The organism is Citrobacter sp. Cpo147 (assembly GCF_030332405.1).
Taxonomy (GTDB): Bacteria; Pseudomonadota; Gammaproteobacteria; order Enterobacterales; family Enterobacteriaceae; genus Citrobacter; species Citrobacter portucalensis.
In genome coordinates this window covers 83,244-108,396 of sequence record NZ_JAOWHX010000041.1, presented here as the reverse complement: position 1 = coordinate 108,396, position 25,153 = coordinate 83,244, and the positions used below count along the sequence as shown (strand labels likewise).

18 protein-coding genes are annotated in these 25,153 nt (G+C 52.5%); 11 read left to right on the top strand and 7 right to left on the bottom strand.

What is annotated here, in order from left to right; genetic code table 11:
• Positions 1 to 69: 69 nt before the first annotated feature.
• From OGY06_RS21245 to aroP, 3 genes are all read right to left on the bottom strand, one after another.
• Positions 70 to 1,020 (bottom strand): glycoside hydrolase family 43 protein, encoded by a 951-nt coding sequence (locus OGY06_RS21245; RefSeq protein WP_003829496.1) that lies wholly within the window; start codon positions 1,018 to 1,020, stop codon positions 70 to 72.
• Positions 1,020 to 2,426, bottom strand: coding sequence for a glycoside-pentoside-hexuronide (GPH):cation symporter (locus tag OGY06_RS21240; protein ID WP_286605927.1), 1,407 nt, complete (start codon positions 2,424 to 2,426; stop codon positions 1,020 to 1,022). Before OGY06_RS21240 ends, OGY06_RS21245 begins: the two co-directional genes overlap by 1 nt.
• Positions 2,427 to 2,584: 158 nt before the next feature.
• Positions 2,585 to 3,958, bottom strand: a complete 1,374-nt coding sequence (gene aroP, locus OGY06_RS21235) for an aromatic amino acid transporter AroP (RefSeq protein WP_008786209.1) — start codon at positions 3,956 to 3,958, stop codon at positions 2,585 to 2,587.
• Between the two features lie 564 nt (positions 3,959 to 4,522).
• Here aroP and pdhR point away from each other — a divergent pair.
• From pdhR to lpdA, 4 genes are all read left to right on the top strand, one after another.
• Positions 4,523 to 5,287: a pyruvate dehydrogenase complex transcriptional repressor PdhR gene (gene pdhR / locus OGY06_RS21230; protein ID WP_003018699.1), complete on the top strand. Its 765-nt coding sequence runs from the start codon at positions 4,523 to 4,525 to the stop codon at positions 5,285 to 5,287.
• A 163-nt stretch (positions 5,288 to 5,450) separates the two neighbouring features.
• The gene (aceE, locus tag OGY06_RS21225; RefSeq protein ID WP_048214932.1) at positions 5,451 to 8,114 is read left to right on the top strand and encodes a pyruvate dehydrogenase (acetyl-transferring), homodimeric type; all 2,664 of its coding nucleotides are present in this window, start codon (positions 5,451 to 5,453) and stop codon (positions 8,112 to 8,114) included.
• Between the two features lie 14 nt (positions 8,115 to 8,128).
• Entirely contained in the window at positions 8,129 to 10,018 is a 1,890-nt protein-coding gene (gene aceF, locus OGY06_RS21220; RefSeq protein ID WP_003829487.1) for a pyruvate dehydrogenase complex dihydrolipoyllysine-residue acetyltransferase, read from the top strand.
• A gap of 175 nt (positions 10,019 to 10,193) precedes the next feature.
• The gene (gene lpdA / locus OGY06_RS21215) at positions 10,194 to 11,618 is read left to right on the top strand and encodes a dihydrolipoyl dehydrogenase (protein WP_003829486.1); all 1,425 of its coding nucleotides are present in this window, start codon (positions 10,194 to 10,196) and stop codon (positions 11,616 to 11,618) included.
• Between the two features lie 121 nt (positions 11,619 to 11,739).
• On the opposite strand, the gene OGY06_RS21210 is transcribed toward lpdA, so the two are convergent.
• Both OGY06_RS21210 and OGY06_RS21205 read right to left on the bottom strand, forming a co-directional pair.
• Positions 11,740 to 12,534 carry a DUF2950 family protein gene (locus tag OGY06_RS21210; protein WP_003829485.1) on the bottom strand — a complete coding sequence of 265 codons (795 nt, stop codon included), beginning with the start codon at positions 12,532 to 12,534 and terminating at the stop codon, positions 11,740 to 11,742.
• A gap of 10 nt (positions 12,535 to 12,544) precedes the next feature.
• The gene (locus tag OGY06_RS21205) at positions 12,545 to 14,149 is read right to left on the bottom strand and encodes a DUF3300 domain-containing protein (RefSeq protein ID WP_197385286.1); all 1,605 of its coding nucleotides are present in this window, start codon (positions 14,147 to 14,149) and stop codon (positions 12,545 to 12,547) included.
• A 448-nt stretch (positions 14,150 to 14,597) separates the two neighbouring features.
• Here OGY06_RS21205 and acnB point away from each other — a divergent pair, with 448 nt between their 5' ends.
• Both acnB and yacL read left to right on the top strand, forming a co-directional pair.
• Entirely contained in the window at positions 14,598 to 17,195 is a 2,598-nt protein-coding gene (acnB, locus tag OGY06_RS21200; protein ID WP_003829483.1) for a bifunctional aconitate hydratase 2/2-methylisocitrate dehydratase, read from the top strand.
• 174 nt (positions 17,196 to 17,369) lie between these two features.
• Positions 17,370 to 17,732 carry a protein YacL gene (gene yacL, locus OGY06_RS21195; protein WP_003018670.1) on the top strand — a complete coding sequence of 121 codons (363 nt, stop codon included), beginning with the start codon at positions 17,370 to 17,372 and terminating at the stop codon, positions 17,730 to 17,732.
• A 33-nt stretch (positions 17,733 to 17,765) separates the two neighbouring features.
• Here yacL and OGY06_RS21190 read toward each other — a convergent pair whose 3' ends face one another.
• Complete coding sequence (locus OGY06_RS21190; protein WP_003018667.1) at positions 17,766 to 18,113, bottom strand: YacC family pilotin-like protein; 348 nt, start codon at positions 18,111 to 18,113, stop codon at positions 17,766 to 17,768.
• A 153-nt stretch (positions 18,114 to 18,266) separates the two neighbouring features.
• Between OGY06_RS21190 and cueO the strand changes: the two genes are divergently transcribed.
• From cueO to hpt, 3 genes are all read left to right on the top strand, one after another.
• The gene (gene cueO / locus OGY06_RS21185; protein WP_063941118.1) at positions 18,267 to 19,886 is read left to right on the top strand and encodes a multicopper oxidase CueO; all 1,620 of its coding nucleotides are present in this window, start codon (positions 18,267 to 18,269) and stop codon (positions 19,884 to 19,886) included.
• Positions 19,887 to 20,070: 184 nt separating this feature from the next.
• Complete coding sequence (gene tcp, locus OGY06_RS21180; RefSeq protein WP_063941119.1) at positions 20,071 to 21,726, top strand: methyl-accepting chemotaxis citrate transducer; 1,656 nt, start codon at positions 20,071 to 20,073, stop codon at positions 21,724 to 21,726.
• A 252-nt stretch (positions 21,727 to 21,978) separates the two neighbouring features.
• Positions 21,979 to 22,515, top strand: a complete 537-nt coding sequence (gene hpt / locus OGY06_RS21175; RefSeq protein WP_003018658.1) for a hypoxanthine phosphoribosyltransferase — start codon at positions 21,979 to 21,981, stop codon at positions 22,513 to 22,515.
• A 93-nt stretch (positions 22,516 to 22,608) separates the two neighbouring features.
• Here the strand turns inward: hpt and can are convergent, their stop codons facing one another.
• The gene (gene can, locus OGY06_RS21170; RefSeq protein ID WP_003018654.1) at positions 22,609 to 23,271 is read right to left on the bottom strand and encodes a carbonate dehydratase; all 663 of its coding nucleotides are present in this window, start codon (positions 23,269 to 23,271) and stop codon (positions 22,609 to 22,611) included.
• 108 nt (positions 23,272 to 23,379) lie between these two features.
• Here can and OGY06_RS21165 point away from each other — a divergent pair, with 108 nt between their 5' ends.
• Both OGY06_RS21165 and OGY06_RS21160 read left to right on the top strand, forming a co-directional pair.
• Positions 23,380 to 24,306, top strand: coding sequence for an ABC transporter ATP-binding protein (locus OGY06_RS21165; RefSeq protein WP_003829469.1), 927 nt, complete (start codon positions 23,380 to 23,382; stop codon positions 24,304 to 24,306).
• A complete protein-coding gene (locus OGY06_RS21160; RefSeq protein ID WP_003829467.1) occupies positions 24,303 to 25,073 on the top strand; it encodes an ABC transporter permease in 771 nt (256 codons plus the stop codon). Before OGY06_RS21165 ends, OGY06_RS21160 begins: the two co-directional genes overlap by 4 nt.
• The last annotated feature ends 80 nt before the right edge of the window (positions 25,074 to 25,153 follow it).

Here is a 25,153-nt window from a genome sequence, read left to right as displayed (position 1 = left end):
CTTATCCGGCCTACAATGAAAAAACGTGTAGGCCCGGTAAGCGTTAGCGCCACCGGGCAGTGCAACGGTTTAGTTCGTATCAGCAGGCGGCACGCCAAAATCTGGCATGCCGTTTTCGTCCCAACGCACGAGCTTCAGACGAGTGTGGCGGTTTGGGTCGTACAGCGGATCGCCCTCGATTTCGGTGTAGTTTCTCGCGTGATACACCAGCACATCTTCACCTTCCGGCGTTTGTGTAAAGCTGTTGTGTCCTGGCCCAAACTGGCGGTTTTCATAACTGGTGGTAAAGACCGGGCGCGGTGATTTGTGCCAGTTCTGTGGGTTGAGCGGATCGGCGTTGAGGTCAATCCACAATAATCCCATACAGTAGTTCTCATCGGTGGCGCTGGCGGAATAGCTGATAAACAGCTTATCGCCATGAACCATGACGGCAGGACCTTCGTTGACCCAAAAACCCCGGCATTCCCAGTCATACTCAGGGTGGCTTAGCATGATCGGCTCGCCTTTAATCGTCCATGGATTTTCCAGCTCTGCGAGATAGATATTGGAGTTTCCGGCGATATCGGGAGACTTCTGCGCCCAGAGGTACCACTGTTTTCCCTGATGGTTAAAGGTGGTGGCATCAAGCGCAAAGGTATCAAACTGCGTTTTAATCTGACCTTTCTCCGTCCACTGCCCGGTCAACGGATCGGCGTCGGCACATTCGAGCGCAAACATGCGATGCTGGAACATCCCCAGCTTGTCGAGCGACTGTGTGTGGGTGGCAGCAAAATAGATGTACCACTTGCCTGCCAGATGATGGATTTCGGGTGCCCAGATGAGTTGGCTCATGGGGCCGCTTTCTGGTTTGCGCCAGACGACAACCGGGGCGGCGGTGCGCAACCCCTCCAGCGAGTCGGCCCGGCGTATCTCCAGTCGGTCATATTCGGGTACTGAAGCAATGAAATAATAGTGGCTACCGTCACGTAAGATAAACGGATCGGCACGCTGTTCAATAAAGGGATTTGGCCACTGATTCATTAGGCTTTCCTTACGGTTTCAGTCGTTTTTATATCGTGGTATTCATTCAGTTCACGGTAGTTGGCGCGGCGCTTTTCTAAATCTGTCTGGATTTGCTGCATAAACTCGCGGTCAACTTTAAGCAGACGAACCACGCCTGCGGTAATCAGGTAGCCTACGCCCGGTATGATGGTAAACAGCAGCATAATACCGTTAATGGCAGAGTCGCTTTGCGCTTTCGCCCCAGCGTCGTAGCCGTACCAGGATAGCAGGAAGCCGACCATCGCTCCGGCAATCGCCAGGCCCAGTTTCAGGAAGAACAGGTTACTGGAGAAGCTGATTCCGGTGATGCGTTTACCGGTTTTCCACTCGCCATAGTCATCGACATCCGCCATCAGCGACCAGTGCAGCGGAGAAGGAATTTGGTGCAGGATGTTGAGCAGGAAGTAGAGCACCATAATCATCATGGTTGCTTTCGGATCGAAGAAGTAAAACGCGGCAGAGAAAATCGCCAGGATAATATTGGTCCAGAAGAAGACTTTCAGTTTGCACCAGCGATCGGTTAATACCTTCGCCAGCATACTGCCGATCATCATGCCGACCACACCAAGACTGATAAACAGCGTTGCGAACTGCGTGCTTTGCTGCATAACCCAGGTCACGTAGTACATGGTGGCAGCCATGCGAATAAAGCCCGGACAGACGTTGCACAGTGTTAACAGCAGAATTTTTACCCACTGATCGTTCTTCCACACGTCTTTCAGATCGGCTTTTAAATCATCATTGGTCTGGACAGCAGGGCGGACGCGTTCACGGACCGTAGCGAAGCAAAACAGGAACATACACATGCCGATGAAAGCCAGAACCGCCATCGCCATCTGATATCCTTTGGCTTTGTCTTCCCCGCCGAACCAGTCGGCCATTGGCAGCAAGGTGAGGGACAGCAGCAGGGTTGCAATGCCTACCAACACAAAGCGATATGACTGGCAGGCGACGCGTTCCTTCGGATCGTTGGTGATGACGCTGCCGAGCGAGCAGTAGGGAATGTTGATCGCTGTATAAGTAATAGATAGCAGGAAGTAGGTAACGAACGCATAGATAACTTTGCTGTTATAGGTCCACTCAGGGGTGGTAAACATTAGTACGCTGAATAATGCGTACGGGAAAGCCATCCATAAAAGCCATGGACGAAATCGACCATATTTACTACGGGTGCGGTCGGCCATCGCGCCCATTATAGGGTCGGTAACGGCATCGATAACGCGTACTGAGAGCAGTAATACGCCGACCAGTGCAGGTGCCAGACCAAAAATGTCTGTGTAAAAATAGTTAACAAACAACATGATGGCGCCAAAGATGATGTTGCATCCGGCGTCGCCCATTCCATAGCCGATCTTTTCTTTCACCGTGAGCTTACTGGTTTCCATCAACTGCTCTCCATTAATGAGATATGGAGAGAATTATTGTCCGGCACTGGTGTTTTTGCGTTGCAGGATAACGCCGCTGATATGGACTAAACAGTCGTGAGTGGGAAAGTGTGAGACAGGTAACAACCCCCACCTGACGCAGGTGGGGGGAGGGGGGATTAATGCGCTTTAACCGCGCCGGCCGTTTTCTGTTTACACAGGTAGCCGATGCCAAGAATGGCAATCCATACAGGGATTAAGTATACCGAGATCGCCATGCCCGGCGTCATCAGCATAATCACCAGTACTGCAGCCATGAAAATCAGGCACACCCAGTTACCCAGCGGATAGAGCAGCGCCGGGAAGCGGGTGGTAACACCCTGCTGCTGTTTGGCTTTGCGGAACTTCATGTGCGCCAGGCTAATCATTGCCCAGTTGATCACCAGTGCGGAAACCACCAGCGCCATCAGCAGGCCAAAGGCGGATTCCGGTGCCAGGTAGTTGATCAGCACACAAAGAGCCGTCACCAGTGCGGAAACCAGAATGGTGTTCACCGGTACACCGCGTTTATCTACGTTCATCAGCGCTTTCGGCGCATTGCCCTGCTGTGCCAGACCGAACAGCATACGGCTGTTGCAGTATACGCAGCTGTTATAGACAGAAAGGGCGGCAGTCAGCACTACGATGTTCAGGGCATTAGCAACAAAGGTGTCGCCCAGCTCGTGGAAAATAAGGACAAACGGGCTGGTATCGGCCGTGACACGCGTCCACGGCATCAGGGAAAGCAGAACCGCCAGCGAACCCACATAGAAAATCAGGATACGGTAGATAACCTGGTTGGTCGCTTTGGGAATGCTTTGCTCCGGGTTATCCGCTTCTGCTGCGGTGATCCCGACCAGCTCCAGCCCACCGAAAGAGAACATAATAATAGCCATCATCATCACCAGACCGGTGAAGCCATGCGGCAGGAAGCCTCCCTGGTCCCACAGGTTGCTGACGCTGGCCTGCGGGCCGCCGTTACCGCTAAACAGTAACCAGCCGCCGAACAGGATCATCGCTACGACGGCAATGACTTTAATAATGGCGAACCAGAACTCCATCTCACCAAACACTTTCACGTTGGTCAGGTTGATGGCGTTGATCAACACAAAGAAGGCAGCCGCAGACACCCATGTTGGGATCTCCGGGTACCAGAACTGGATGTATTTACCCACGGCAGTTAGCTCAGCCATGGCAACCAGCACGTACAGCACCCAATAGTTCCAGCCGGAAGAGAACCCCGCGAAACCGCCCCAGTATTTATAAGCAAAGTGACTAAATGAGCCTGCAACGGGCTCTTCAACCACCATTTCACCTAACTGACGCATAATCAAAAAGGCGATAAAGCCGGCAATAGCGTAACCCAGAATAATACCCGGTCCTGCAGACTGGATAACGGATGCGCTACCAAGGAATAACCCGGTACCAATCGCGCCACCCAGCGCGATTAGCTGTATATGGCGGTTCTTAAGGCCGCGCTTGAGCTGATCGCCATGCTGTTGACTTTCCATCATGAAACCTCGTGTGTGGTTTTACTCTTCATATTTCGAGTGCTTATTTTTTGAACTACGCAGCAATGCGTGTGTAAGTTTGCAATTCCGTTTGTTGTATTAATTTGTTTACAGATGCTTTTGATGAAATGTTGCCTTAATACTTTTGTCTTGATCAGAATAATGATATGCGAGCGCGAATGCACCTGCTTTATGCGGGGAAGATGACGAGTTGAATAAAAAGAAACCATTTGTAAATGCGAGTTTATCTACCACAAAATTTCCATTTTGAATTTCTATTCAATAATAGTGGTTGATATATCGATAAATAAGCAGGTGAATCGGTTCAGATGAGATAATTTTTCGTTTCAATTCCGTTAAAACTACCCCGGGGTGGGTAAATTTAACATTTGTGCATAGTTACATGTTTGAAACGTTATTTCTGTAATGTTGTTAAAATATGCCTCCTTTACTGATTTCAATCAAAACCTGTATGGACAGAAGGTGAATACTTTGTTACTTTAGCGTCAAGAACATGAAATTGGTAAGACCAATTGACTCCGGGCAAATGGCTTAAGACAGGAAATCATGGCCTACAGCAAAATCCGCCAACCAAAACTCTCCGATGTGATTGAGCAGCAGCTGGAGTTTTTAATTCTTGAGGGGACACTTCGCCCCGGAGAAAAACTCCCACCGGAACGCGAGCTGGCAAAACAGTTCGACGTCTCCCGCCCCTCCTTACGCGAGGCGATCCAACGCCTTGAAGCGAAGGGGTTACTGCTTCGTCGTCAGGGCGGTGGCACTTTTGTTCAGAGCAGCCTGTGGCAGAGCTTTAGCGACCCACTGGTAGAGCTGCTCTCCGACCATCCTGAATCCCAGTTTGACCTGCTTGAGACGCGCCATGCGCTGGAAGGTATTGCAGCTTATTACGCTGCACTGCGCAGCACGGATGAAGACAAAACGCGTATCCGTGAACTCCACCATGCGATCGAGCTTGCTCAACAGTCCGGCGATCTTGACGGCGAATCTGATGCAGTACTCCAGTATCAAATTGCTGTCACCGAAGCGGCACACAATGTGGTGCTGCTCCATTTGCTAAGGTGTATGGAGCCGATGCTGGCCCAGAACGTTCGGCAAAACTTCGAATTGCTGTATGCGCGTCGTGAAATGCTGCCACTGGTTAGCAGTCACCGTACCCGTATTTTTGAAGCAATTATTGCCGGGAAGCCGGAAGAGGCGCGTGAAGCGTCCCACCGTCACCTGGCGTTTATCGAAGAGATTCTGCTGGACAGAAGCCGTGAGGAAAGCCGTCGTGAACGCGCCTTACGCCGTCTGGAGCAACGAAAGAATTAGTGATTTTTCTGGCAGAACGTTAACCAGAAGATGTTGTAAATCAAGCGCCATATAAAGTGCGCGGCAACTAAACGCAGAACCTGTCTTATTACGCTCTCTGGCGAGAACGTAATGGGACAGGTTCCAGATAACTCAACGTATTAGATAGATAAGGAATACCCCCATGTCAGAACGTTTCCCAAATGACGTGGATCCGATCGAAACTCGCGACTGGCTACAGGCGATCGAATCGGTCATCCGTGAAGAAGGTGTTGAGCGTGCTCAGTATCTGATCGACCAACTGCTTTCAGAAGCTCGCAAAGGCGGCGTGAAAGTAGCGGCAGGTGCAGGGGCCAGCAATTATGTAAACACTATTGCCGTTGAAGATGAACCGGAATACCCGGGCAATCTGGAGCTGGAACGTCGTATTCGTTCTGCTATCCGCTGGAATGCCATCATGACCGTACTGCGCGCGTCTAAAAAGGACCTCGAGCTGGGTGGCCACATGGCATCCTTCCAGTCCTCCGCAACGGTATATGATGTTTGCTTCAACCACTTCTTCCGTGCACGCAACGAGCAAGATGGCGGCGATCTGGTGTACTTCCAGGGTCACATCTCTCCGGGCATCTACGCACGCGCATTCCTGGAAGGTCGTCTGACTGAAGAGCAGATGAACAACTTCCGTCAGGAAGTACATGGCAAAGGCCTGTCTTCCTACCCGCACCCGAAACTGATGCCAGAATTCTGGCAGTTCCCGACCGTATCTATGGGTCTGGGCCCAATCGGTGCTATCTACCAGGCTAAATTCCTGAAATATCTGGAACACCGTGGCCTGAAAGATACCTCTAAACAGACCGTTTACGCCTTCCTGGGCGACGGCGAGATGGATGAGCCAGAATCTAAAGGTGCGATCACCATCGCGACCCGTGAAAAACTGGACAACCTGGTCTTTGTTATCAACTGTAACCTGCAGCGTCTTGACGGCCCGGTAACCGGTAACGGCAAGATTGTTAACGAACTGGAAGGCATCTTCGCGGGCGCTGGCTGGAACGTTATCAAAGTCATGTGGGGCGGTCGTTGGGATGAGTTGCTGCGTAAAGACACCAGCGGTAAGCTGATCCAGCTGATGAACGAAACCGTTGACGGCGACTACCAGACCTTCAAATCCAAAGATGGCGCATACGTACGTGAGCACTTCTTCGGTAAATACCCGGAAACCGCAGCACTGGTTGCTGACTGGACTGACGAGCAGATTTGGGCTCTGAACCGTGGTGGTCACGATCCGAAGAAAGTCTATGCTGCACTGAAAAAAGCGCAGGAAACCAAAGGCAGAGCAACTGTAATCCTGGCCCATACCATTAAAGGTTACGGCATGGGTGACACTGCTGAAGGTAAAAACATCGCTCACCAGGTTAAGAAAATGAACATGGACGGGGTGCGTTATATCCGCGACCGTTTCAACGTTCCTGTGACCGATGAGCAGGTTGAAAACCTGTCTTACATCACCTTCCCGGAAGGTTCTGAAGAGCACACTTATCTGCACGCTCAGCGTCAGAAACTGCATGGCTACCTGCCAGCTCGTCAGCCGAACTTCACCGAGAAGCTGGAACTGCCAGCTCTGGAAGACTTCGGTGCGCTGCTGGAAGAGCAGAACAAAGAAATCTCCACCACTATCGCTTTCGTTCGTGCCCTGAACGTGATGCTGAAGAACAAGTCGATCAAAGATCGTCTGGTTCCGATCATCGCTGACGAAGCGCGTACTTTCGGTATGGAAGGTCTGTTCCGTCAGATTGGTATCTACAGCCCGAACGGTCAGCAGTACACCCCGCAGGACCGTGAGCAGGTTGCTTACTATAAAGAAGACGAGAAAGGTCAGATCCTGCAGGAAGGTATCAATGAACTGGGTGCAGGCGCATCCTGGCTGGCTGCTGCGACTTCTTACAGCACCAACGATCTGCCGATGATCCCGTTCTACATCTACTACTCCATGTTCGGGTTCCAGCGTATTGGTGACCTGTGCTGGCAGGCAGGCGACCAACAGGCTCGTGGCTTCCTGATTGGTGGTACTTCTGGTCGTACTACGCTGAACGGTGAAGGTCTGCAGCACGAAGATGGTCACAGCCATATTCAGTCTCTGACTATCCCGAACTGTATCTCTTACGATCCGTCTTACGCGTACGAAGTTGCGGTCATCATGCACGATGGTCTGGAGCGTATGTACGGTGAGAAACAAGAGAACGTTTACTACTACATCACCACGCTGAACGAAAACTACCACATGCCGGCAATGCCAGCAGGTGCCGAGGAAGGTATCCGTAAAGGTATCTACAAACTCGAAACCCTCGAAGGTAAGAAAGGTAAAGTTCAGCTGCTGGGCTCCGGTTCTATCCTGCGTCACGTGCGTGAAGCAGCACAGATCCTGGCGAACGACTACGGTGTAGGTTCTGACGTTTACAGCGTAACCTCCTTCACTGAACTGGCGCGTGATGGCCAGGATTGTGAGCGCTGGAACATGCTGCACCCGATGGAAACTCCGCGCGTTCCGTACATCGCTCAGGTGATGAACGACGCTCCGGCAGTAGCATCTACTGACTATATGAAACTGTTTGCGGAACAGGTTCGTACTTATGTACCGGCTGATGATTATCGCGTACTGGGTACTGACGGTTTCGGTCGCTCTGACAGCCGTGAAAACCTGCGTCACCACTTCGAAGTTGATGCTTCCTACGTGGTTGTAGCGGCCCTGGGCGAACTGGCTAAACGTGGCGAAATCGATAAGAAAGTGGTTGCAGATGCAATCATCAAATTCAACATCGATGCAGATAAAGTTAACCCGCGTCTGGCGTAAGAGGTAAAAGAATAATGGCTATCGAAATCAATGTACCGGACATCGGGGCTGATGAAGTTGAAATCACCGAGATCCTGGTCAAAGTAGGCGACAAAGTTGAAGCTGAACAGTCGCTGATCACCGTAGAAGGCGACAAAGCCTCTATGGAAGTTCCGTCCCCTCAGGCGGGTATCGTTAAAGAGATCAAAGTCTCTGTTGGCGACAAAACTGAGACCGGCAAACTGATCATGATTTTCGATTCCGCCGACGGTGCAGCAGCAGCTGCACCTGCTCAGGCAGAAGAGAAGAAAGAAGCAGCTCCGGCAGCAGCACCTGCTGCCTCTGCGGCGAAAGACGTACACGTACCTGACATCGGCGGTGACGAAGTAGAAGTTACCGAGATCATGGTTAAAGTGGGCGATACCGTTGCGGCTGAACAGTCTCTGATCACCGTTGAAGGTGACAAAGCTTCTATGGAAGTTCCGGCGCCGTTCGCAGGTACCGTTAAAGAGATCAAAATCAACACGGGTGACAAAGTGTCTACCGGTTCCCTGATTATGGTCTTCGAAGTGGCGGGCGCAGCGCCTGCTGCTGCACCGGCTCAGGCGGCTGCTCCAGCAGCAGCGGCGGCTCCGGCTGCTTCCGGCTCGAAAGAAGTTAACGTACCGGATATCGGTGGTGACGAAGTTGAAGTCACTGAAGTGATGGTTAAAGTGGGCGATAAAATTGCCGCTGAGCAGTCACTGATCACCGTTGAAGGCGATAAAGCGTCGATGGAAGTTCCGGCACCGTTCGCAGGTACCGTGAAAGAAATCAAAATCAGCACCGGCGACAAAGTTAAAACCGGTTCTCTGATTATGGTCTTCGAAGTCGAAGGCGCAGCACCTGCAGCCGCTCCTGCACAAGCAGCTGCTCCGGCTCCGGCCGCTGCACCAGCGCCTGCGCAAGCCGCAGCTCCGGCCGCAAAAGCGGAAGGCAAATCTGAGTTTGCTGAAAACGACGCTTATGTTCATGCAACGCCGCTGATTCGTCGCCTGGCGCGCGAATTCGGTGTGAACCTGGCGAAAGTGAAAGGTTCTGGCCGTAAAGGTCGTATCCTGCGTGAAGACGTTCAGGCTTACGTGAAAGACGCTATCAAGCGTGCTGAAGCGGCTCCGGCTGCAGCAGCAGGTGGCGGTATCCCGGGTATGCTGCCTTGGCCGAAAGTGGACTTCAGCAAGTTTGGTGAAATCGAAGAAGTGGAACTGGGCCGTATCCAGAAAATCTCTGGTGCTAACCTGAGCCGTAACTGGGTGATGATCCCGCACGTTACTCACTTTGATAAGACCGATATCACCGATCTGGAAGCGTTCCGTAAACAGCAGAACGCCGAAGCTGAAAAACGTAAACTGGACGTGAAATTCACCCCAGTAGTCTTCATCATGAAAGCCGTTGCCGCAGCTCTGGAACAGATGCCGCGCTTCAACAGCTCCCTGTCTGAAGACGGTCAGCGCCTGACCCTGAAGAAATACATCAACATCGGTGTAGCGGTTGATACTCCGAATGGTCTGGTTGTTCCGGTCTTCAAAGACGTGAACAAGAAGAGCATTACCGAGCTGTCTCGTGAACTGACCGTGATCTCCAAGAAAGCGCGTGATGGCAAGCTGACCGCTGGCGAAATGCAGGGCGGTTGCTTCACCATCTCCAGCATCGGTGGCCTGGGTACTACCCACTTCGCGCCGATTGTGAACGCGCCGGAAGTGGCTATCCTCGGTGTCTCCAAGTCCTCTATGGAGCCAGTGTGGAACGGTAAAGAGTTTATGCCGCGTCTGATGATGCCGATTTCGCTCTCCTTCGACCACCGTGTAATTGACGGTGCGGATGGTGCGCGCTTTATCACCATCATCAACAACATGCTGTCTGACATTCGCCGCCTGGTGATGTAAGCGAAAAAGCCGGCCCGACGGCCGGCTTTTTTCTGGTAATCTCATGAAGTCAGTGAGGTTATTGTGCGAAAGACAAATCGGTTGCCGTTTGTTGTTTCAAAATTGTTAACAATTTTGTAAAATACGGGCGGATAGAACGACCCGCTGGACGACGGGTATAAATTAAGAGGTCATGATGAGCACTGAAATCAAAACTCAGGTCGTGGTACTTGGGGCAGGCCCTGCAGGTTACTCTGCTGCCTTCCGTTGCGCAGATTTAGGTCTGGAGACCGTCATCGTAGAACGTTACAGCACCCTTGGCGGTGTTTGTCTGAACGTCGGCTGTATCCCTTCTAAAGCGCTGCTGCACGTAGCAAAAGTTATCGAAGAAGCCAAAGCACTGGCTGAACACGGTATCGTTTTTGGCGAGCCGAAAACCGATATCGACAAGATTCGTACCTGGAAAGAAAAAGTTATCACTCAGCTGACCGGCGGTCTGGCGGGTATGGCCAAAGGCCGTAAAGTGAAAGTGGTTAACGGTCTGGGTAAATTTACCGGGGCAAACACCCTGGAAGTTGAAGGCGAAAACGGCAAAACCGTGATCAACTTCGACAACGCAATCATCGCGGCGGGTTCCCGTCCGATCGAACTGCCGTTTATTCCGCATGAAGATCCGCGCGTGTGGGATTCCACCGATGCACTGGAACTGAAAACTGTTCCTAAGCGCCTGCTGGTAATGGGCGGCGGTATCATCGGTCTGGAAATGGGTACCGTGTACCATGCGCTGGGTTCAGAGATCGACGTGGTTGAAATGTTCGACCAGGTTATCCCGGCTGCCGATAAAGACGTGGTTAAAGTCTTCACCAAGCGCATCAGCAAGAAATTCAACCTGATGCTGGAAACCAAAGTGACCGCCGTTGAAGCGAAAGAAGACGGTATCTACGTTTCCATGGAAGGCAAAAAAGCCCCTGCCGAAGCTCAGCGTTACGATGCTGTGCTGGTCGCTATCGGTCGTGTACCGAACGGTAAAAACCTCGACGCGGGCAAAGCTGGCGTGGAAGTTGACGACCGTGGCTTCATCCGTGTCGACAAACAGCTGCGCACCAACGTTCCGCACATCTTTGCTATCGGCGATATCGTCGGTCAGCCGATGCTGGCACACAAAGGTGTTCATGAAGGTCATGTTGCCGCTGAAGTTATCGCCGGCAAGAAACACTACTTCGATCCGAAAGTTATCCCATCCATTGCATACACTGAACCAGAAGTTGCATGGGTTGGTCTGACCGAGAAAGAAGCGAAAGAAAAAGGCATCAGCTACGAAACCGCCACCTTCCCGTGGGCTGCTTCTGGTCGTGCTATCGCTTCCGATTGCGCAGACGGTATGACCAAACTGATTTTCGACAAAGAATCTCATCGTGTTATCGGTGGTGCGATTGTCGGTACCAACGGCGGCGAGCTGCTGGGCGAAATCGGTCTGGCAATCGAAATGGGTTGTGACGCTGAAGATATCGCACTGACCATCCACGCGCACCCGACTCTGCACGAGTCAGTGGGCCTGGCGGCAGAAATCTTTGAAGGTAGCATTACCGACCTGCCAAACCCGAAAGCGAAGAAGAAGTAATCTTCTCCCTTTTGTGAAAACGCCTCTTCGGAGGCGTTTTTTTTTGCCTGAAGCTACCCGTTATTTCGGGCAACATGCCGGGTGGCGCTAGTGCTAACCCGGCCTACGGCTTAACCTCGCTTTACGGTGCTACGGGTTGCCAGTTTTTATCCGGATGGAATGTGGTTAACGCTTGTGCTTTCTGCTGTGATTCAACACCGAGATCGGCCTGGTAGACTTTGTCTTCACCGTTAATCATAAAACTCATCACGCCGGTGTGATCGTAGCTAACGGGCCAGGCCACCATGGCAAAGCCGCTGGTTTTATCGGGAAGGATTCGGAAGCTATAGCCGTGATAGCCCATGCCCGGCTCCTGTGGACTGAAGGCTGGGCCAAGCGGGCTTGGCGCTTCGCCGGGCGAAACAGGCCAGTACAGACCATCCTTTTTCCCTTCAGAACTGACAATCTTTTGCGCGTATTTCTGGTTCATCGCAAAATAGCTCTGCTGAGCATCCACATAGGCGTGCAACGCCTCGATGGCAGCAAGTTCGTTGCGTCCAATCTCACGAGTCAGGATCTCTTCGGCCGCTTCCTTGATATCAAATTGCCAGCCTGAAGCGTTTTTGACGACCGGGATTGGCAGTTGCCAGTCGCTGTCCCCAACCACAAGATGCGCCGTATTGCCGTCGATAACGGTGCTATGGCGAACCTTCCAGTCGCGCAGGAAGCGGTCAACCGCATCAGGATCGACGCCTTCTGGCGGCAGAAAATCACGCCAGTTTTCCCCGAGCAGGTTGCTCATTGCACTTTCATTTTGCTCACTGATCGCGTTTGCCAGCGCATCGGTCGCCTGGTCTGGTGTGCTGAAGGATTGTTGTGCCATCGCGGTAGCCGAAACCATGAACAACACCATTCCACTGAGTAGTTTATTTTTCATGTTGGTTCCCTTAACGATGACGGAATTCACGGTGCTCAGCACGCCCGCCAGAAGGCTGGCGCGATGGCTGATTACGGGCGACCTGCCGGCTCTGGGCACCTCGCTGTTGCTGTGCCTGCCAGTTGGCGGAGCGACTGTCGTTACCGCTCAGCGCATTGGCGCGCGGCTGACTGGTTCGCTGTTGAAGATTGCGCTGTTGCACATTGCGTTGCTGCGCCGGTTGCGTGACCCTTTTCTCCTGTCGCTGGGCGACTGCCTGACGATTCTCACGTTGCTGTGTGCTTGTCCGTTTCGCGGTTTGTGGCTTGGTATCGTAACCGCGGTAGTTATTACGCTGTGAAATTTGCTTCAGCTGTTGGCTGGACGCCTGACGCTGAGCGTCTTTCGTGCCCGAGCGCGCTGTCTGTGGGAATGTTTTCCCCGTTGATTTTTCCATTTGGCTCATCGCAGCCTGGCGCTGGCTATCACGATTGACCGGTCTTTGCTGGGTCGAACTTAAGCCCGTAGCTGTGTTAGTGGAGTGGAAGCGGTTATTGAGTTGGTTATTTGGGTATGGCACACCCTCACGATAGGCCGGGTTATGCTGCCAGGTACGGTTGGCATCTGTCAGCCGTTGCCCACTGATTTTATTGAAGTTATCAACGTTAATGTTGATGTTGTTATCACCATTACGGTTATAGCCGCCATGGTTATCCCAGTCATCATTATGATGGTGATCATCGTCGTCATCCCAGTCGATGTTGCTGAAGATGGCATAGGTTGTGGCAACACCGAGGCTGAAGCCTAAACCGTTAACGAAGCTGTTGCCAAACTGCTCGCCGGGCGTTGGTGGCAGATAGGTTGGCGGATAGGCGGTATTCGGCCAGGTACCGTAAACCGTGTTCGGGTTATAGGTTGGAACGTACACCACCTGCGGATCGGCGGATTCAATCTTGATAACCGTTGGGCTTGTTGAGGTGGTCGTGGCTGTTGTGGTCGCTGAACTGGTCGTCGACTCGCTGGTGACGGTTTTAGCTGGCGCCGCTTTAGTCACGGTAGTAACGGTCTGTTGCGGTGTTGATTGCAACGCACCGGTCTGTTGCGCCAGCGCGCGCAGACGTTGAACGGAATCCATGACGTCTTTCGGCTGTGCGAGGAAAGCATCGCCCAGACTTTGTACCCACGGCGGATTTTCACCCATCAGCGACATCAACTGAGGAAAGGCAACCAGCGATTTCACGCTGGGATCCCAGGGTTGGCTGGCAACGGCCTGAATGGCGGCATCGCCCTGCATTTTGGGATTGTCTTTTGACCACTGTGCGGCCTGGATAACGTTAGCCGGATAGGTTGAGGCCATCAAAATTTGCGACAGCAGCGAGTCTGGATAGAGCGCGATAGGCGCAACCCACTGATCGATTTGTGCTGCCGAGTAGGTTGGTGCCGCGGCGGGTGCTGTTTGGTCGGCCGGGGCAGGGGCCGCTACGGGAGCTGGAGCCAATGCTGACGGTTGCTGTGCAACGGGAGCCGGAGCTGCAGGTTCCGTTGTGCGACTTTTAACGAACATCACGCCAGAGGCGGCAAACAGCCCGGCACTGCACAAAAGGACAAGCAGATGTGGCTTAAGGGGCAACTTCATAAAATGACTCCAACGAGACAAGCGCTGTGCCGTGAGGCGTTCCTGTTGCCGCGAGTATTATTCACCCGTGTTAGACAGTTTTGACTTTTATTGGGGATTCGCCCGGTAAGTCCGGAAAAAGAGTGTGAAGATTTATTACACAATTATATCTGATGGCGGGAAAATCGCTGGAATATTCAACCGATCGCGCTTAAAAATCAACCGTTTCAGGGAGGTTTCAGGCAGCCTAAATTGCGTTGCGCCTTGTCGCTATACCATTCTTAACGATTCAGCCAATTTTTTATGTTGCTTTTTTGTAAACGGATTAACACTTAGTGAAAATCCTGTTATTGTGCCTTATGCGGTACCGGGCATTTACCCTACTAACTACTGTCTCACAGGAGCGTGAAGAGAATCGCCCATCTACAAAAGCGCCGCATTATGACAATGAGAGCGAGGAGATATCGTCGTGCTAGAAGAATACCGTAAGCACGTAGCTGAGCGTGCTGCCCAGGGGATTGTGCCAAAACCTTTAGACGCAACCCAAATGGCTGCACTTGTCGAGCTGCTGAAGACCCCGCCTGTGGGCGAAGAAGAATTCCTGTTAGACCTGTTGATCAACCGCGTTCCTCCTGGCGTAGATGAAGCCGCTTATGTTAAAGCTGGTTTTCTCGCCGCTGTCGCGAAAGGCGACACCACCTCCCCGCTGGTTACCCCAGAAAAAGCCATTGAACTGCTGGGCACCATGCAGGGTGGCTACAACATTCATCCGCTGATCGACGCGCTGGACGACGCAAAACTGGCACCAATTGCCGCTAAAGCGCTCTCTTCAACACTGCTGATGTTCGATAACTTCTACGACGTAGAAGAAAAAGCCAAAGCGGGCAACGAATATGCGAAGCAGGTAATGCAATCCTGGGCTGATGCCGAATGGTTCCTGAACCGTCCGGCTCTGGCTGAAAAAATCACCGTTACCGTCTTCAAAGTGACGGGTGAAACCAACACCGATGACCTTTCTCCGGCACCGGATGCATGGTCTCGTCCGGATATCCCTCTGCACGCGCTGGCGATGCTGAAAAACGCCCGTGAAGGTATCGAACCGGATCAGCCGGGCGTGGTTGGCCCGATCAAACAGATCGAAGAATTGCAGAAAAAAGGTTACCCGCTGGCTTATGTGGGTGATGTTGTCGGTACCGGTTCTTCGCGTAAATCCGCAACCAACTCCGTGCTGTGGTTCATGGGTGACGACATTCCTCATGTGCCGAACAAGCGCGGCGGCGGCCTGTGCCTCGGCGGCAAAATTGCACCTATCTTCTTCAACACCATGGAAGATGCGGGCGCACTGCCGATTGAAGTGGACGTGTCGAACATGAATATGGGCGACGTGATTGACGTTTACCCGTTCAAAGGCGAAGTACGCAACCACGAAACCGGCGAACTGCTGGCAAGCTTTGAGCTGAAAACTGAAGTCCTGATCGACGAAGTTCGCGCCGGTGGCCGTATTCCGCTGATCATTGGTCGCGGCCTGACTACCAAGGCGCGCGAAGCGCTGGGTCTGCCGCACAGCGACGTATTCCGTCAGGCGAAAGACGTGGCGGAAAGCAGCCGTGGCTTCTCCCTGGCACAGAAAATGGTTGGCCGCGCCTGTGGCGTGAAAGGTATCCGTCCGGGCGCGTACTGCGAACCGAAGATGACCTCCGTCGGTTCTCAGGATACCACTGGCCCAATGACCCGTGACGAACTGAAAGACCTGGCGTGCCTGGGCTTCTCTGCTGATCTGGTGATGCAGTCCTTCTGCCACACCGCGGCCTATCCGAAGCCGGTGGACGTCAATACGCACCATACGCTGCCAGACTTCATCATGAACCGTGGTGGTGTCTCCCTGCGTCCGGGCGATGGCGTTATCCACTCCTGGCTGAACCGTATGCTGCTGCCGGATACCGTAGGTACCGGTGGTGACTCCCATACCCGTTTCCCTATCGGGATCTCCTTCCCGGCAGGTTCTGGTCTGGTGGCGTTTGCTGCGGCGACCGGCGTGATGCCGCTGGATATGCCGGAATCCGTTCTGGTGCGTTTCAAAGGCAAAATGCAGCCGGGCATCACCCTGCGCGATCTGGTTCACGCCATTCCGCTGTACGCGATCAAACAGGGTCTGCTGACCGTTGAGAAGAAAGGTAAGAAAAACATCTTCTCTGGCCGCATCCTTGAAATCGAAGGTCTGCCGGATCTCAAAGTGGAGCAGGCGTTCGAACTGACCGATGCCTCCGCTGAGCGTTCCGCTGCCGGTTGTACCATCAAGCTGAACAAAGAGCCGATCGTTGAGTATCTGAACTCTAACATCGTTCTACTGAAGTGGATGATCGCAGAAGGTTATGGCGATCGTCGTACGCTGGAACGTCGTGTGCAGGGCATGGAAAAATGGCTGGCGGATCCGCAGTTGCTGGAAGCCGACGCTGACGCAGAATACGCGGCGGTGATCGACATCGATCTGGCGGATATCAAAGAGCCAATCCTGTGTGCACCGAACGATCCGGACGATGCGCGTCTGCTGTCTGACGTACAGGGCGAGAAGATTGACGAAGTGTTCATCGGCTCCTGCATGACTAACATCGGGCACTTCCGTGCCGCTGGTAAGCTTCTGGATGCGCACAAAGGCCAGCTGCCGACGCGTCTGTGGGTGGCTCCGCCAACCCGTATGGACGCCGCTCAGCTGACTGAAGAAGGCTACTACAGCGTATTCGGTAAGAGCGGTGCGCGTATCGAAATTCCAGGCTGCTCTCTGTGCATGGGTAACCAGGCGCGTGTAGCCGACGGCGCAACGGTGGTGTCGACCTCTACCCGTAACTTCCCGAACCGTTTAGGTACCGGGGCGAACGTCTATCTGGCTTCTGCGGAGCTGGCGGCGGTTGCGGCGCTGATCGGCAAACTGCCGACGGCGGAAGAGTACCAGACCTATGTAGCGCAGGTAGATAAAACGGCCGTAGATACTTACCGTTATCTGAACTTCGACCAGCTGTCTCAGTATACCGAGAAAGCCGATGGTGTGATTTTCCAGACCGCGGTGTAATGCGCTAACGCGTTTTGTGTAAAAACACATCAATGCCCGGAGAAGTCTGCTTCTCCGGGCATTTTTATTTTTATTCCTTATACCCGCTACGCTTTTTTTCTGCCGCGCTGCTGCGATAATTACAGCAAGGCGCAATGCGGTATTGGCGCATTGCCGGGAGCAGAGGAAGACATTATGGATTACGAATTTCTGCGCGATATTACCGGAGTGGTAAAAGTGCGTATGTCCATGGGCCACGAGGTGGTGGGGCACTGGTTTAACGAAGAAGTGAAAGAAAACCTGGCCTTACTTGATGAAGTGGAACAGGCGGCGCGTGCGGTTAAGGGCAGTGAGCGCTCCTGGCAGAGAGCAGGGCATGAATACACGCTCTGGCTGGATGGCGAAGAAGTGATGGTCCGCGCTAATCAGCTGGAGTTCTCTGGCGATGAGATGGAAGAGGGGATGAGCTACTACGACGAAGAAAGTTTTTCTCTCTGTGGTGTAGAGGACTTTCTTCAGGTTGTGGCGGCATACCGCGAATTTGTGCAACAGCGTTAATTCATGCGGAGCCTGAGGGCTCCGCAAAACTATCTATTTAACGTAGGCCAGCAGGCTCAGAGAGTCACGTGCCAGCGCTTTGCATTTCTTTGCCGTCGGGATGCCGATACCGCTGAGATCGCGGTAGCTGTCTTCACCCAGCGCTTTCATATTGAAGGTGTCGTAATTACTCAGGTCCCACTGGTTTTGCTGGGCAAAAAAGACCAGTGCGCGACGAATCTGCCCATTAGGCAAATTCTGGTATCCACAGTCATTTTTCAGAAAAACAAAAACTGCCGTTAAATCGGCCATATCTTCGGCTTCGGACTCGCTGAGCGCGTAGCTATTTGCGCATACGGCCATCAGGCTGCCGAACAAAACTGTTCTGAAAAACGTCTTCATTGCTTCTACCACTGCATCACGGAATTTAAACGTTAGCATACTGCGAGCGAAGCGACGACCTTTATTATTAGCCGTTCACTTGACCTTCCCGTAAGGGGAAGGCTTATGCTTAAAAGATAGCCTGCTTAAGCTGCTGAATATAAGGAAGTGATTATGCAACGTCGTGACTTTTTAAAGTACTCCGTGGCGCTGGGCGTCGCGTCAGCGTTACCTCTGTGGAGCCGGAGCGTATTTGCCGCAGACCGCCCTGCATTGCCCATTCCTGACCTGCTAACCGCGGATGCCTCAAACCGTATGCAATTGGTGGTGCAAGCCGGAAAATCGAGCTTTGCTGGTAAAACAGCGACGACGTGGGGATATAACGGCAATTTACTCGGACCTGCGGTCAAGCTGAACAAAGGGCAATCGGTGACCGTGGATATCCATAACCAGCTTGCCGAAGAGACGACGTTGCACTGGCACGGTCTGGAAATCCCCGGTGAAGTCGACGGTGGGCCGCAAGGCATTATCCCGGCGGGCGGGAAACGTTCAGTGACCTTCACGCCGGATCAGCGGGCGGCAACATGCTGGTTCCACCCGCATCAGCATGGAAAGACCGGCCGTCAGGTAGCGATGGGGCTGGCCGGACTGGTGCTGATTGAAGATGAAGAGATTCGCAAGCTGATGCTGCCTAAGCAGTGGGGCATTGATGATGTACCGGTGATTATTCAGGACAAACAGTTCTCTGCTGATGGGCAGGTTGATTATCAACTGGACATCATGACCGCCGCCGTCGGCTGGTTTGGCGATACGCTGCTGACCAATGGGGCGATTTATCCTCAGCATGCCGCACCGCGTGGCTGGTTGCGTCTACGCCTGCTGAATGGTTGTAACGCACGCTCACTGAACATTGCGGCCAGCGACAATCGTCCTTTGTACGTCATTGCCAGCGACGGTGGACTGTTGGCGGAACCGGTAAAAGTGACCGAGCTTCCTATGCTGATGGGTGAGCGCTTTGAAGTGCTGGTGGATGTCAGTGACGGCAAAGCTTTTGATCTGGTCACTCTGCCAGTCAGCCAGATGGGGATGGCGATCGCGCCATTTGATAAGCCGCACCCGGTGATGCGCGTTCAACCGTTGCTGATTACCGCTTCCGGCACGCTGCCAGATTCGCTGACATCCATGCCATCGCTGCCGTCACTGGAAGGTCTGACGGTGCGCAAGCTGCAGCTGTCGATGGATCCGATGCTCGATATGATGGGCATGCAAATGCTGATGAAGAAATACGGTGCTCAGGCCATGGCGGGTATGGATCATGGGAAGATGATGGGCCATATGAATAATGACAATATGGGCCACGGCAATATGAATCATGGCAATATGAACCACGGTGAGATGGGGAATATGCAGCATGGTGATATGGGCAACATGAAGCATGGCGGATCGTTTGATTTCCATAACGCCAACCGGATTAATGGTCAGGCGTTTGATATGAATAAACCGATGTTTGCCGCGGCGAAAGGGCAGCACGAACGCTGGGTAATTTCCGGTCAGGGCGACATGATGCTGCATCCGTTCCACATTCACGGCACGCAGTTCCGCATTTTGTCTGAGAATGGCAAAGCGCCAGCCGCACACCGCGCGGGATGGAAGGACACGGTGCGGGTAGAAGGCGGCGTGAGCGAGGTATTGGTGAAGTTTGACCACGATGCGCCAAAAGAGCATGCCTATATGGCGCACTGCCATCTGTTAGAGCATGAAGATACCGGAATGATGCTCGGCTTCACCGTCTAAATAAATCGCGCTGTGCTTATCCGGCCTGCAGAAATCTCTCGTAGGCCGGATAAAACACTGTCTCTTTACAGCGTTTCATCGCACGACTCCCTCCTCCTGCAAATTCTGCTATTGCACATAAAGTAATCGCCTTTGGAGCCGATAATCATTGGGTACCCAATGTGAGTTCAATGGATGAAATACTATGATTAAAAATGTGCGCGTTATTACCGGCATTCTTCTGGTTCTCGCCATTTTCTGTTTGCTACAGGTCGTGACAGGAAGCTTTTTTTATTCTGCGGTAAACAATGATCGCCATAATTTCCAGAACTCAGGCACCCTGAACGCCCAACAGGAAAATCTGAGTGATAGCGTCAATACGCTGATTAAAACCCGGGTAACGGTAACCCGTGTAGCAATTCGTTTCTTAAAGAACCAACGCGATCCGGCCTCACTGGCGGCAATTGATACTTTGCTAAAAACGGCGAGTGAGTCTATGAAGAAGGCTGAGGGATACTTTGCGCATTATCAGTCATTGCCGCAGGTGTCGGGGCAGAATCCGCAAATTGCATCTGAAATGGAAAAACAGTATCGGCAGATGCACGACGTGATGGCGTTATCGATAGAGTATCTGCGCGCGAATAACTATCAAGCCTATGGCGATCTTGATGCTCAGAAGGCGCAGGATGAAATGGAAGCCAGCTATGACCAGTGGCGTAACGAAAATAACGCGCTGCTTCAGCACGCGGCGGCGGAGAATCAGCACAGCTTTACCCGCATGCAATGGACATTAGGGGCAATTGTCGTCGCTGTGCTCATCGTTCTGGGCATGATCTGGAGCGGGTTGCAGCATATGCTGCTTAAACCCCTGGCGCAGATTATGGAGCATATTCGCATTATTACCCGTGGTGATTTGACCCATCAACTCGACGTCCAGGGACGTAATGAAATGGGGCGTTTGGCGACGGGCTTAGATGAAATGCGACAGTCGCTGATTTCGACAGTCACGTCGGTGCGTAACAGCTCAGAAACGATTCATAGCGGTGCAGCGGAAATCTCATCAGGTAACAACGATCTGTCTTCGCGTACCGAGCAGCAGGCTGCTTCACTTGAAGAGACAGCCGCCAGCATGGAACAGCTTACCGCGACTGTGAAGCAAAATACGGACAATGCGAAACAGGCAACTCAACTTGCTAAGAATGCGTCTGATACTGCCGCACGTGGTGGACGGGTTGTTGATACTGTCGTGCATACAATGAGTGAAATTGCCGGTAGTTCACAGCAAATTGCGCAGATCACCAGCGTCATCGACAGTATTGCTTTCCAGACCAATATCCTGGCGCTCAATGCGGCGGTTGAGGCTGCCAGAGCAGGAGAGCAGGGCCGCGGATTTGCTGTTGTGGCGGGCGAAGTCCGTACCCTGGCAAGCCGTAGCGCTCAGGCAGCCAAAGAGATCAAGGCGTTGATTGATAACTCAACCCACAGCGTGGGGATGGGATCTCAGCAGGTGTCGGACGCGGGTAAAACGATGAAAGAGATTGTCGCTGCGGTTACCCGCGTGACGGACATCATGGGGGAAATCGCCTCCGCCTCGGAGGAGCAGAGTCGGGGGATTGAGCAGGTGAGTCTCGCGGTCTCGCAGATGGACAGTGTCACACAACAAAACGCCGCGCTGGTAGAGGAGTCTGCCGCCGCCGCCGCTTCGTTGGAACAACAAGCTGAACAGCTACGCCTGGCCGTGGCGGCATTTCGCATCACTCGCGATGCCTCCAACAGTGAGCATCGAAAACCACCTAAGGATACTCCACGAGCGACCTCCGCGGGGAGTTCGCCACAAGACCCACACTGGGAAACGTTTTAGCCACAGGCTGCCGTGCGCTCCTGGTGTTGATTAATAAGCGTACAAAAAAACGCCGCAAACGGGTTCTCCTGTGAACTATCAGAGGAACCCGCTCTCTTTACTGGTATACTTCATCAACTGAATTGTTTGTATGCTGTCGCAAGTTTTGTGGTTAGAGCGGGTCGCCGTCTGTCAGTCGGTGTATCAACGTAAGCGCTTTCTTTCGATCTGCATGATGTGTCAACTGATAAAAATCAGTGAGTTATAGGGTTTATGAAACATACTGTTGAAGTGATGATCCCGGAAGCGGAGATCAAAGCGCGTATTGCTGAACTGGGGCGCCAGATTAACGAACGTTACAAGGACAGCGGCAGCGATATGGTGCTGGTTGGTCTGTTACGTGGCTCATTTATGTTTATGGCGGATCTGTGCCGTGAAGTGCATGTCTCTCACGAAGTCGATTTCATGACGGCATCCAGCTACGGTAGCGGAATGTCTACCACGCGTGATGTTAAAATCCTGAAAGACCTGGATGAAGACATTCGTGGCAAGGACGTGCTGATTGTCGAAGACATCATCGACTCCGGCAATACGTTGTCCAAAGTGCGTGAAATTCTGAGCCTGCGCGAGCCGAAATCCCTGGCTATTTGTACGCTGCTGGACAAACCTTCTCGTCGTGAAGTGAATGTTCCGGTCGAGTTTATCGGCTTCTCAATTCCTGATGAGTTTGTGGTCGGTTACGGCATTGACTATGCGCAGCGTTATCGTCATCTGCCGTATGTTGGCAAAGTGGTGCTGCTGGACGAGTAACTGGCTGGAGCGCCTGATGGCGCTTCGCTTATCAGACCTACGGTGTAGGTTTGTAGGCCGGGTAAGGCGTCGCCGCCTCCCGGCAATGTCACATTATTTATGGTTGCTGTGTTTCTGACTCAGGTTAGATAAACCCTGGCGATAGCGCTGCTCCAGCGTTTCGCGGCTGGTGGCGGTGACGTCCAGATCGCGCAGCAGACCGTCATGAATGCCGTATGCCCAGCCGTGAATGGTCACTTTCTGACCGCGCTTCCAGGCTGAACGCATAATGGTTGAGTGGCCCAGGTTATAGACCTGTTCCATGACATTCAGTTCGCACAGGGTGTCCATGCGACGTTCCTGCGGCATTTCGCCCAGCAGTGAGCTGTGTTTGAACCAGATATCGCGGATGTGCAGTAACCAGTTATCAATCAGCCCCTGTTCTTTATTTTCAATTGCCGCCTGGACGCCGCCGCATCCATAGTGGCCGCATATAATAATATGTTCCACTTCCAGCACATCCACCGCATACTGAACGACTGAGAGACAGTTCAGATCGGTGTGAATAACCAGATTAGCAACATTACGGTGAACAAACAGTTCACCCGGTTCAAGACCGGTTAAACGTTCAGCGGGAACGCGGCTATCGGAACATCCAATCCATAGAAAACGCGGATTCTGGGCATGCGTCAGCGTTTCAAAAAATCCGGGATCCTCTTCTACCAGCATCTTTGACCATAGTGCATTGTTGCTGATGAGTGTATCTATGTCTTTCATGGAGTTGTACGACCCGAAGCCAGATAAATTCGATGGGCTAATATAGGGTAACTCCATCATTATTTAAACTATATATAAAATGTCAGAACGTAAGGTAAGTATAAAAACATGACCATTGCTCTGGAACTTCAACAACTTAAAAAAACCTATCCCGGTGGCGTTCAAGCGTTACGCGGCATAGATTTGCAAGTCGAAGCGGGTGATTTCTATGCGCTTTTGGGACCGAATGGCGCAGGAAAGTCCACCACCATTGGGATAATCAGCTCGTTGGTGAATAAAACCTCCGGGCGGGTGAGCGTCTTCGGGTACGATCTCGAAAAAGACACGGTTAATGCTAAACGTCAGCTTGGTCTGGTGCCGCAGGAGTTTAACTTTAACCCGTTTGAAACCGTGCAGCAGATCGTGGTCAACCAGGCGGGTTACTACGGTGTTGAGCATAAAGAAGCGGTCAAACGCAGCGAACTATATTTAAAGCAGCTCGATTTATGGGAAAAACGTAACGAGCGCGCACGCATGCTGTCTGGTGGGATGAAACGCCGTCTGATGATTGCCCGTGCGCTGATGCACGAGCCAAAATTACTCATCCTGGATGAACCAACGGCGGGCGTCGACATTGAGTTACGTCGTTCAATGTGGGGCTTTTTAAAGGATTTAAACGACAAAGGCACCACCATTATTCTGACCACCCACTATCTCGAAGAAGCGGAAATGCTGTGTCGCAATATCGGCATTATTCAGCATGGTGAGTTGGTGGAAAATACTTCGATGAAGAGCCTGCTCTCCAAACTGAAATCCGAGACTTTTATCCTCGATCTGGCGCCGAAAAGCCCGCTGCCGAAACTGGAAGGTTATCAGTACCGGCTGGTCGACACTTCCACGCTGGAAGTGGAGGTTCTGCGTGAACAAGGGGTCAACAGCGTCTTTTCTCAGCTGAGTGCGCAGGGCATTCAGGTATTGAGTATGCGTAACAAAGCGAACCGACTGGAAGAACTGTTTGTTTCTCTGGTTCATGAAAAACAAGGAGATCGCGCATGATGCAGCTTTACTGGGTTGCGCTGAAAAGCATCTGGGCGAAAGAGATCCACCGCTTTATGCGTATCTGGGTCCAGACTTTGGTGCCTCCCGTCATCACCATGACGCTCTATTTTATTATCTTTGGTAACCTGATCGGCTCGCGTATCGGCGAAATGCATGGCTTTAGCTACATGCAGTTTATTGTGCCGGGGCTGATTATGATGGCAGTGATCACCAACTCGTACGCCAACGTGGCCTCGTCGTTCTTTAGCGCCAAGTTTCAACGCAATATTGAAGAGCTGCTGGTCGCCCCGGTGCCGACGCACGTGATTATTGCCGGTTTCGTCGGCGGCGGCGTGGCGCGTGGCCTGTGCGTAGGCATTCTGGTGACGGCTATTTCACTGTTCTTCGTGCCGTTCCAGGTGCATTCCTGGGTCTTTGTGGCGCTCACGCTGGTGCTAACGGCAGTACTGTTCTCGCTGGCCGGATTGTTGAACGCAGTCTTTGCAAAAACCTTTGATGATATCAGCCTGATCCCCACCTTCGTGCTGACGCCGCTGACCTATTTGGGTGGCGTGTTCTATTCGTTAACGCTGCTGCCGCCGTTCTGGCAGGGACTGTCGCATCTGAACCCAATTGTCTACATGATTAGCGGCTTCCGCTACGGCTTCCTGGGTATTCATGATGTTCCGCTGGTCACCACGTTTGGCGTGCTAGTGGTGTTCATTGCGGCGTTTTACTTGCTGTGCTGGTACCTGATTCAGCGCGGACGCGGCCTGCGTAGCTAATTCTTTCTTCCTCTTCCTGGCCGGGAGAGGAAGACTTTTGATGCTTATCACCATTACCGATTTATCACCCTGATAAACTA